Origin of the sequence: Dyadobacter sp. (assembly GCF_051859145.1) — a bacterium.
Taxonomy (GTDB): domain Bacteria; phylum Bacteroidota; class Bacteroidia; order Cytophagales; family Spirosomataceae; genus Dyadobacter.
The window spans coordinates 1-9,629 of sequence record NZ_JBHYGF010000080.1 but is presented as its reverse complement, the minus strand read 5'-3'; the positions used below and the strand labels follow the sequence as shown (position 1 = coordinate 9,629).

Annotated in this window: 7 protein-coding genes and 1 pseudogene; 5 read left to right on the top strand and 3 right to left on the bottom strand. The window is 46.5% G+C overall.

Annotated features, from left to right (window positions below; genetic code table 11):
• The 5 genes from ACTIE6_RS06250 to ACTIE6_RS06230 form a co-directional block, all read left to right on the top strand.
• Window positions 1-326 (top strand): PDZ domain-containing protein (locus ACTIE6_RS06250; protein WP_439555813.1); only part of this gene is annotated, 326 nt, incomplete at its 5' end.
• A gap of 38 nt (window positions 327-364) precedes the next feature.
• Window positions 365-1,021 carry a tRNA (5-methylaminomethyl-2-thiouridine)(34)-methyltransferase MnmD gene (mnmD, locus tag ACTIE6_RS06245; protein WP_439555812.1) on the top strand — a complete coding sequence of 219 codons (657 nt, stop codon included), beginning with the start codon at window positions 365-367 and terminating at the stop codon, window positions 1,019-1,021.
• Window positions 1,022-1,083: 62 nt separating this feature from the next.
• The gene (gene lpcA, locus ACTIE6_RS06240; RefSeq protein WP_439555811.1) at window positions 1,084-1,668 is read left to right on the top strand and encodes a D-sedoheptulose 7-phosphate isomerase; all 585 of its coding nucleotides are present in this window, start codon (window positions 1,084-1,086) and stop codon (window positions 1,666-1,668) included.
• A gap of 53 nt (window positions 1,669-1,721) precedes the next feature.
• Window positions 1,722-2,162: an NUDIX domain-containing protein gene (locus ACTIE6_RS06235; protein ID WP_439555810.1), complete on the top strand. Its 441-nt coding sequence runs from the start codon at window positions 1,722-1,724 to the stop codon at window positions 2,160-2,162.
• An 85-nt stretch (window positions 2,163-2,247) separates the two neighbouring features.
• On the top strand, window positions 2,248-6,024 hold the full coding sequence (locus ACTIE6_RS06230) for an SNF2-related protein (RefSeq protein WP_439555809.1): 3,777 nt from the start codon (window positions 2,248-2,250) through the stop codon (window positions 6,022-6,024).
• Window positions 6,025-6,029: 5 nt separating this feature from the next.
• On the opposite strand, the gene ACTIE6_RS06225 is transcribed toward ACTIE6_RS06230, so the two are convergent.
• The 3 genes and pseudogenes from ACTIE6_RS06225 to ACTIE6_RS06215 form a co-directional block, all read right to left on the bottom strand.
• Entirely contained in the window at window positions 6,030-6,344 is a 315-nt protein-coding gene (locus ACTIE6_RS06225; protein ID WP_439555808.1) for a hypothetical protein, read from the bottom strand.
• 145 nt (window positions 6,345-6,489) lie between these two features.
• Entirely contained in the window at window positions 6,490-8,646 is a 2,157-nt protein-coding gene (recQ, locus tag ACTIE6_RS06220; RefSeq protein WP_439555807.1) for a DNA helicase RecQ, read from the bottom strand.
• Between the two features lie 26 nt (window positions 8,647-8,672).
• A pseudogene (locus ACTIE6_RS06215) lies at window positions 8,673-9,629 on the bottom strand (ComEA family DNA-binding protein); the annotation flags it as partial.

Below are 9,629 nucleotides of genomic sequence, written 5' to 3'. Positions count from 1 at the left end.
AGGAGCAGTACATGGTATTGAAGCCGGTTAAGAGCCGCATGCGTGAGAAATTTGAGCACGATATGAGCGGAATGGAGATTCGCGCCGAGGGAACAGACCTGCGGTCTTACATTGTGAACCACATCGTTGACGATTCTCCGGCTTCCAGAGCAGGGTTACTGGAGGGAGATCAGCTGCTTTTTATAGATGATCACGCAGCTACCGATTTAAATGTCAGCGAAATATACAAGCTGATGCAGCGCGGCGACGGGAAGAATATAGACCTGCTGGTGAAGCGGAAAGGGGATATTTTCTTTACTCAAATTACCCTTAAAAGGATGATTTAAGTATTTTTAAGCCAAACAAACCAAAACACCCGGCTTAATTGGAACGCCTATTAGTCACAGAAGACGGTTCACATTCTTTATACAGTTCTCAGTTCAACCAGCAATATCATTCCCTCCAGGGAGCGCTGAACGAATCCAGGCACATTTATATCAACCTCGGCTTGCAGCCGGTTTTAAGCCAGTCCGAAAATCCTGTTCATGTTTTTGAAATGGGGTTTGGTACTGGCTTAAATGCATTTCTGGCGTGGCAACTTGCTGATGCGCTTCAAAGGCAGGTTATCTATACAACAATTGAAGCCTACCCGGTAGACCTGACTGAGGCGGCATTGCTTAACTACGAAAGCGAGAGCGGCGGAACAGGCTTTATGCAATTGCACGAATCAGCCTGGGGCGAGCCCAACCGGCTCTCCGATTACTTTACATTCAGGAAAGAACAGGTCCATTTACAGAATTTTACAACCAATGAAATTTTTGACGTTGTATTCTACGACGCATTCGATCCCCGTGCACAGCCTGAACTTTGGTCGGCAGAAATATTTACCAGGGTGGCAGCCCAAACAGCCGCCGGCGGCGTATTAGTAACATATTCATCCAAAGGGATTGTCAAACGTGCATTGGCTGCCGCCGGTTTTAAAGTAGAGCGGCACAAAGGCCCGGGCAGGAAAACCCATGTTTTAAAAGCTATCCGCATCTGATTAGGTGAAATTGACGGATATTAGCACAGTTTTTACAATTTGAATTCAAAAGCCTGAAAAATATGAACTACCAGAATCTGATCAGCGCAGAGTTGAAAGAAGCGCAAACCGTGTTGGATAACTTTCTTAGTGACCCGGATCAGATAGAAAGAATTGAGCGCGCGGCCGGTTTAATGGCCGAGGCTATCATTCATAATGGGAAAATTATCTCCTGCGGAAACGGCGGCTCGCATTGCGACGCCATGCATTTCGCCGAAGAGCTTACGGGAAGATACCGTGACAATCGCCGTGCATTGCCTGCGATTGCGATTTCAGACGTAAGCCACCTGAGCTGCGTAAGTAATGATTTTGGCTACGAATTCGTGTTTTCAAGATACCTGGAAGCATTGGGTCAGCCGGGGGATGTTTTGCTGGGACTAAGTACCAGTGGCAACTCAGCCAATATCCTGCGCGCAGCCGAAGCTGCGAGAACAAAAGGAATGAAAGTAGTTATTTTATCGGGTAAAGACGGCGGTAAGCTGGCCGGTTTAGCCGATATTGAAATCCGAGTGCCGCATTTTGGCTACGCCGACAGGATCCAGGAAATCCACATCAAGGTGATCCATATTTTCATGTTATTGATTGAAAAAATGGTTTTGCGGGAGTAAAAAAGTTGGGAAATGCTATATTGGGCTAAATCTAATCAGACACCACTGTTTTCATGAATGTACGCCCATCTGCCATTATTCTTCGCGATAATTGTATTCTGACACTTTGTTACTGTTACAGCGGGACAGACGTTTTTGCACTGCCGGGAGGAAATCCTGACCCCGGTGAAAGCCTGTCCGACGCACTTGCCCGTGAGTTGGAGGAAGAATTGGGCATTCAGGCAGAGGTGAAAGAAATGGTCTGCTGTGGCGAAGTAATCTGGCCGGAAATACAGAAAGAGACACTTCACATGGTATTTGAAGCCGATATCTCAGATCAAAATCCTGCATTAAACCCCGAGCAGACAACCGCGCTGAAAATGGTCTGGCTACCGGTAAAAGAACTTCCCGGAAAGCGGCTCTATCCTAATATCGGCCAGCAGATTACGGATTTTCTCAACGGTAACCCGACCAATGCGCATATTGGTGTAATACACCAGCCTTATATCAGCTAGGTTAAATTACCGGTATATCTCCCTCCCTGATTTCTATAAAACCTAAACATCCCGTACTTTTGCGTTTTCAAAAGGTAGCGGGTAAATGGAAAACGAAAAGAAGGAGAAATTATCTAACTTCTTGTTGAAACGAACAGAGAAGGACGTATTATCAAGAGGGCGTTCCATTTATAGCAGTGGCGGCTTAAAAGTATTAAAGCTGGATTACAATGGTCCCGGGAATGCGGAGTTTAAGGTTAAAAGCGACTACTCCATTCGTTTTTATCAAATCAACATCCGGGATTTCCTTACTCCTCAGATCATTACTGAATGCTCATGCCCTGACAAGGCGGGTTTGTGCAAGCACCGGGTAGCAGCCATTTTGTATATCCTGGACAAAATGCCGACGATCAAGCAGGTTGTCTATGAAATGAAAGACACGGTGGTGGAGCTGGGTGAAATCCGCGATTTTCAGCTGCGCAGTCTCGTTCTGGATGAAACCTGGCGAAACAAAGATTCGGTGCAGGAGGTGGAGATCACTTCCGCCAAAGAAGGCGAAGCCGAGTGCGTGGTTGTAGATCAGGGACAATCTTATACTGTCAAATTAGAGCGGGTTGCAAATACCCGGCAAATACATACCTCCTGCACCTGCGGACAAAAGCTCTGGGCGCCACTCTGCGCGCACAAGCTGGCTGCTCTGCTGAAACTGCGGGAAGAACTCGGCGAAAAGGCGTTTGAAGTAATGCGCGATCTGACAGCCGAAAAAAACAGCTTACTAGCCGAATACGGTTATTCTCTGCAGGATAACTTTAAAGATAAATTCGACTTCCGTCTCGACGAAGCGGGAGGTTTGCAACTGATCAAACTTGATCCGGCCCTTCAAAAAGTAGGCAGCTACCAGAATTGGGACGAACTGAAAGAGCGGATACTGCCCCGGCAGAGTGTCACATTCGCAGTGGCCAATGCAGATAGTGCGCAGGACGAAGAGGATAGGGTTTCTATTTTCGTGTTTTGGTCAAAAGGTAAAAACCACCTGCTCGACATTGGATTTGGCGTTTTTTCTGTCAAGCACAGTACCAAATCCGAGAAAGTCACCAACATCCGCAACATAGCAGGCGGATCAAGCCACTATTATGCGGCTGACGAAATCCCCGTTCTTACAGAAGCTGATGCGCGCCTGGTGCGTCTTGCGAAGCATTGGGAAGAGGGTTTGCAGAAATTTATCCGTAAACACGGATGGGCATATAATGCATACCTTCATTTTGACGATGTAAGCAGCCAGCAGCGCCTGGAAGCGCGCAACTACGTGGGCAAGCAGATCAGCAAGGTTTTCAATGATCTGGATCCGGAGCGGCTCTACCTGGCCGACAGTGATTATGTGACAAGCAATAACCAGCTTACACAGCTGGAATTGCACCGTGAACCTGTAAAGCTCTTTTTTGTACTCACGGAAGACAGAGAGTTCATTACCCTCAATCCTTACCTGGAATTAAAACCCGGTGCGCCTATCGAGCTGCAAAAGGTAATGTCGCTGGACAGCTTTTGGCTGGGACTGTATAATGATAAAATATTGTTTCGCTGGGCAGGCGTGAGTGAAGCGGAAATGGCGGTTTACCTTAGTCAGAATGGATTTAAGATCCGTGTCAAAAAGGAATTTGGCGATAGCTTCCTCAATGACTGGATTATTCCGGTTACAGAGCAGTTCGATGTGCTCTTTCAGACCCGGCACGAGGTACAATCCACGCCGCTGAAATTTGAAAAGCCGCTCCTTTACCTGCGTGAAGATGAAGCAAACCTGCTGATTGTTCCTTCGTATGTATATGCAGACGAGCAGGGCACAACCGAGTTTTTACACGACCAGCGGAAAGCAAAAACCAGCTTCAAGGACGGACAGATCGCCACGTTCGAAAGGGATCTGAATGCGGAAAATGCAGTTTGGCAATGGTTGAAAAGTCTGCATCCAAGCTTTGGTAGCCAGGCTGGTCAGCCCTTCTTTTATGTTCCTTTTGATCAGGTAATGAAAGATGGTTGGCTGTTCACATTTGTGGAAGCCGCCAAGAAGAAGCATTACGATGTTTTAGGTTTTAATAACCTGAAAAAAATGCGTTTCAATCCCAATCGCGGCTCGGTGAAGGTACAAGCTTCCTCCGGGATCGATTGGTTTGATATGAAGATCGAGATCACTTTCGGAGATCAGGTTGTTCCGCTGTCTGAGGTTAAAAAAGCATTTCTCAAAAAGCAGAACTATGTGCAGCTGAGCGACGGGTCGCTGGGAATGCTGCCGGAGGAGTGGATTACCAAACTTGAACCGATCATGCAATTTGGCAGGGTAGATGCGGATCAGGTCCATTTATCTAAAATCCACTTTTCTTTAATTGAGGAGCTGATTTCGGAGATAGATAATGAAGATGTTTTCCGGGAATTGCAGGAGAAAAAGGAAAAGCTGCTCAACTTCAAGGAAATTCCGAATGTGCCACTGCCCGGGAATGTAAAAGCTACCTTGCGGCAGTACCAGGAGGAAGGTTACAAATGGATCCATTTTCTCGATGAATTTGGCTGGGGCGGCTGCTTGGCAGATGATATGGGTTTGGGAAAAACCCTCCAAATGTTAACATTTCTGCAGCAGCAGAAAAACCTGAATCCAAGTAATACGAACCTTGTCGTAGTTCCTACCACATTGATTTTCAACTGGCAGGCAGAAGCTGAAAAGTTTACGCCAGATTTGAAACTGTATGTACACCGGGGAATGGCGCGTAAAAAAGAGATCGATTTCTTTACCGAATACGACGTAATACTCACTACTTATGGAACAATGCGCAGCGATGTTGAGCTGCTGCGTCGCTTCGATTTCAATTATATTATTTTGGATGAAGCACAAGCGATCAAGAATCCGGATTCGCTTACGTCGAAGGCTTCGCGGTTATTGCGTGCAAAAAACCGGCTTACTATGACAGGTACACCTGTCGAAAACAATACTTTCGACCTGTACTCTCAATTTGAATTTCTGAACCCGGGTATGCTGGGCCACGCAGACTTTTTCAGGACTGAGTACGCCACGCCTATTGATAAATATCAGGATAAGGAAAAAGCAGCCGAGCTTCGCAAGCTGGTGTATCCGTTTATGCTGAAAAGAACAAAAGAAGAGGTCGCGACCGATTTGCCGGACAAGACTGAAACCATTCTTTTCTGTGAAATGGGCCAAAAGCAGCGCAAAGTGTACGAAACTTTCCGCGAGAGATACCGGGAAGAAATTGCAGAGAAGCTTGCTACTGAGGGGCTCAATAAAAGCAGTTTCCTGATTTTGGAAGCTTTGTTGAAACTGCGCCAGATCTGCGACTCACCGTCAATATTGTCGGGAGAAGAAGATTTTGGAAATGAATCGGCCAAGCTGGAAGAAATTACCCGCGAGATCGAAGAGAATGCATCGAACCACAAGATTCTAATTTTCAGCCAGTTTTTAGGGATGCTAGATTTGATCCGGCAGCATCTGGAGAAAATGAATATCCCATACGAATACCTGGACGGACAGACTGTCGACCGGGCTGGAAGGGTAAACCGTTTCCAGAATGACCAGACTTGTCGCGTGTTCCTGATGAGCCTGAAAGCGGGTGGGGTAGGACTTAACCTGACCGAAGCTGACTACGTATACCTGATTGATCCATGGTGGAACCCGGCGGTGGAGCGTCAGGCTATCGACAGAACACACCGGATCGGGCAAACCCGGAAGGTATTTGCTTATAAAATGATTTGTAAAGATACTATCGAGGAGAAAATCCTGCTGCTGCAACAAAGAAAACAAGACCTTGCAGAGGATCTTGTTGGTGGTGAATCGGGCTTTATCAAAAAGCTCAGCCAGGAAGATATTATGGGATTGTTCAGCTAAGAATTTTAATATTTTAACAGCTTATTGTCTGCTGTCATATTGAGCATGTTCCGGTCACTGAACTTGACGGAACTTGCTTCCAATGTGCTGTCTGCCGAGTCAAATTCAAAAATGTCGGCAAGATCGTATAATCTTTTGTCACCGCTTGAAACTTCTACACGCTCCTGAGGCGATACTGGGGCATCGACCCCATTTCTCTCAGGTACATTGTACATATTTTCCACAGTTATATTTCTTAATGCCTTGTTGCGAGCTTGTTTCTCAAAAACACAAAGAACAAGTAAAATAGAGGCTATTAGCAGGATACGCTGATTTTTCATATTAAATGCAATGTCTGGAATCTAATAAAGAAGACCATGTACAGCATTAAGAGCAATTTTCAGGCCAGATGGTTGCAAGTGACAGAAAATTTAAGTCAAAAACGTATATGCTTTTTGTGCAACAAATTTTCTTTTAAACGAATATTTAAATAGTGCTATTCTTTTCTTCCCTGATTGCGAGCGCCAGCCGAATTTGTCCGTAGTCAAATTGCTCCCCCAATAATTCGAAGAGCGGTTTGATGGGATCATTTTTCCCCACCTGAATCTCGTCTGCCGCTTTTACAATAATCTGGTATGCAGATTGCTCGATTAATGCTTCCAGATCAATAGGCTGTCCCTCTTCTTTGAGCTTGATCAAATGGGAAATAATGGTCGTGGAACTAAGATTTCTTTTTTCAGCAATTTCCCTGACAGAAAGTCCTGACTTGAAGAGATCCCACGTCTCAATGAATGTCATGCCGGCAACAGATCGGGTACCCGGCTTCAAATTCTCACGGGCAAAATCCAGGATCTCATTGATGAAAGTTTCGCCGTACCGTCTAAACTTCTCAGCGCCTACCCCGGAAATGGATTTCATCTGCATTTCTGATACGGGCTTCTTCTGTGCCATTTCTGATAATGTAGCGTCGCTGAAAACAACATATGGCGGCACGCCGAGCGCATCTGCCAGTTGCTTGCGAAGTGCACGCAACCTATCGAACAATGCATCTTTAATCACCTCCCGCTTGGGCTTTTCCTTTGGTACGAGCTCCTCTTCTTTCGCTTTCCGCTCCGAAAGTGGAATGAACTTCACGAGTTCCACCTTCCGCTCTCCCTTCAAAATCTGTCTGCTCAATGCATTGAGCTTGAATGCGTGCGCCTCGTCGTAAGCGATATCCATTGCACCCGAGTTGAGCAGCTGACTGATGTACTCGGCCCATTCGTCACCTTTAAGCTCACTTCCAACACCGAAAGTAGGCAGGCGATCGTACCCGTGCTGAATTACATTCCGGTTTTTACTTCCTCTCAAAATATCTACCAGCAAGCCCATTGCTACCTTCTGGTCGGTACGTGCGATTCCGGAAAGTGCTTTTTGTGCGATGATCGTGGCGTCAAAACGGGTACGTGGGTTTTTGCAAACATCACAATTGCCGCAATCGCGGTCGAACGAATCATTGAAGTAATTGAGCAAAACGCGCCGCCGGCAAATGTCCGCTTCTGCATACTGCTTCATCCTGTTCAGCTTGGCATGCAGCAGCTCCTTCTGCTCGTCGGACTGTTCCGAATTATTGATCATATCCTGCCGGGTAATGATATCCATATAGCTGTAAAAGAGCACCGTATCCGAAGGTAGCCCGTCGCGACCGGCGCGACCGATTTCCTGATAAAAACTCTCCACATTAGACGGCAGATTATAATGGATTACCCAGCGTACGTTCGATTTATCGATCCCCATTCCAAAAGCAATAGTTGCCACGATTACCTGCAAATCATCGCGCAAAAAAGCTTCCTGCACTCTGGAACGTTTATCGGCCGGCAATCCGGCGTGGTAGAATTCTGCTTTGATCCCCGCACTTTGGAGGCTTGCAGCGACTGTCTCAGTGCCTTTCCTGCTCAAACAATAGATAATCCCGGGCTGGTTAGGTCGTTTGGAAATGAATGTCTGAATTTGCTGAATGCGTTTCCTTCCTGGTAAAACGGTCAGGCTGAGATTGGGCCGGTCAAAGCTGGTGATAAAGGTTTCGGCATTTTCAATGCGAAGTTGTTTCAGGATATCCCGCCTGGTAACCCTGTCTGCGGTAGCAGTCAATGCAATCACCGGTACATTAGGAAAGCGGAGTTTCAGCGAGTTCAGCGACCGGTACTCCGGCCTGAAATCGTGGCCCCATGAAGAAATACAATGCGACTCGTCAATCGCAAACAATCCTACGTTCCATTCTCTCAGCAGGTCAAAAGTATTGCCTGAAAAAAGGCGCTCCGGTGCAATGTAAAGCAGTTTCAACTCGCCCAGCTCGGCGCGCCACATTACGCTGTCCTGCTCTGAGGAGGACAATGTGGAGTTAAGAAATGCAGCTGAGATACCGTTTCCGTGAAGTGCCTCTACCTGGTCTTTCATTAATGCAATCAGAGGAGAGATCACGACGGTTAACCCTTCCTTTAAAATAGCAGGAATTTGAAAGCAGATTGATTTACCACCGCCTGTTGGCATTAAGACGAAGCAATCTTTTCCCTCCATAACCGAGTCTATGATCTCAGCCTGGTGTGTACGAAAGGAGTCGTAGCCAAAGTATTTCTTAAGTGCTTCCTGTTTGTCGATGGTCATTATTCGGTATTGATGTTGTTTTAAAATCAATTAAGCTCATACATGAGCTGCATTTTCAATTCGCTTCGCTTATGGCCGCGTATTTCGTTCAGGCCTGAACTGATTGTTTCCAGTTCTGTATAATTAGTCTGCGACCAGCGTGCCCAAACTTTCATTTTCTTCGAAATCGTATAACGGAGCATCAGATAATGTCGCATTCCCGCATCGGAATAAGCCGGAATGGAGAATGCGTAGAGCATATCTTTTTCGTAGGCGTACTGCCGGCTTTCGTAATCATCAGTATTAAACCACGCAATGCGACTGCTGAGTTCGATTCGGGATAAATGCCAGGTTATGTCCTGAAAAACAGTAATTCCCTTGGACTTCTGTTTTCCTTTCAGCCCCGAATCGCCAACCTGGCATCTTGTACGCAAGGCAAATTTCATCGGGATTTCGTATTCAAAATTAATCATGGCAGTCCGGCGAACCGACATAACCAGCCCGGTTGGCGGCGCTTTATTTTCTGTCGCGTTGCGCTGCTTGTGCTTTTCGTGCAGTAATGCATACACATTCAGCCGCTTATTGGGTTTGTAGAGACAATGCAGATAATAGTCAAATCCACTGGAAGGTGCATCTACCTGGAATTTCAACCACGGAAACCAGAACCGGTCGGCATAGCCGCTGAACTGCCAGCGGCGGGACGGCATAAAGCGCAAGCCTCCGTACAGTCCGTTCTCGTTAATCGGTCTTGTATTTTCGCTGATTGCATTTCCGTAGAATGTATGGAAACTACGTGCATAGTGTCGACCCAGGATAGTAGCATCCCACTTTTTACCCAAACTTACAATGTTCCCCAAAAGCAACCCGGTACCCTTTGAAAGCGAAACGGCGCCTTCTCCGAAAAGGTGGAAATTACGCCAGCGGTAGTCACCGTGAAGGCCAGCGATCAGGTTTTGCTTTCCTGTAAATTCAAATTGATTGTAAGGAAGACTGCGCTTGCGGAT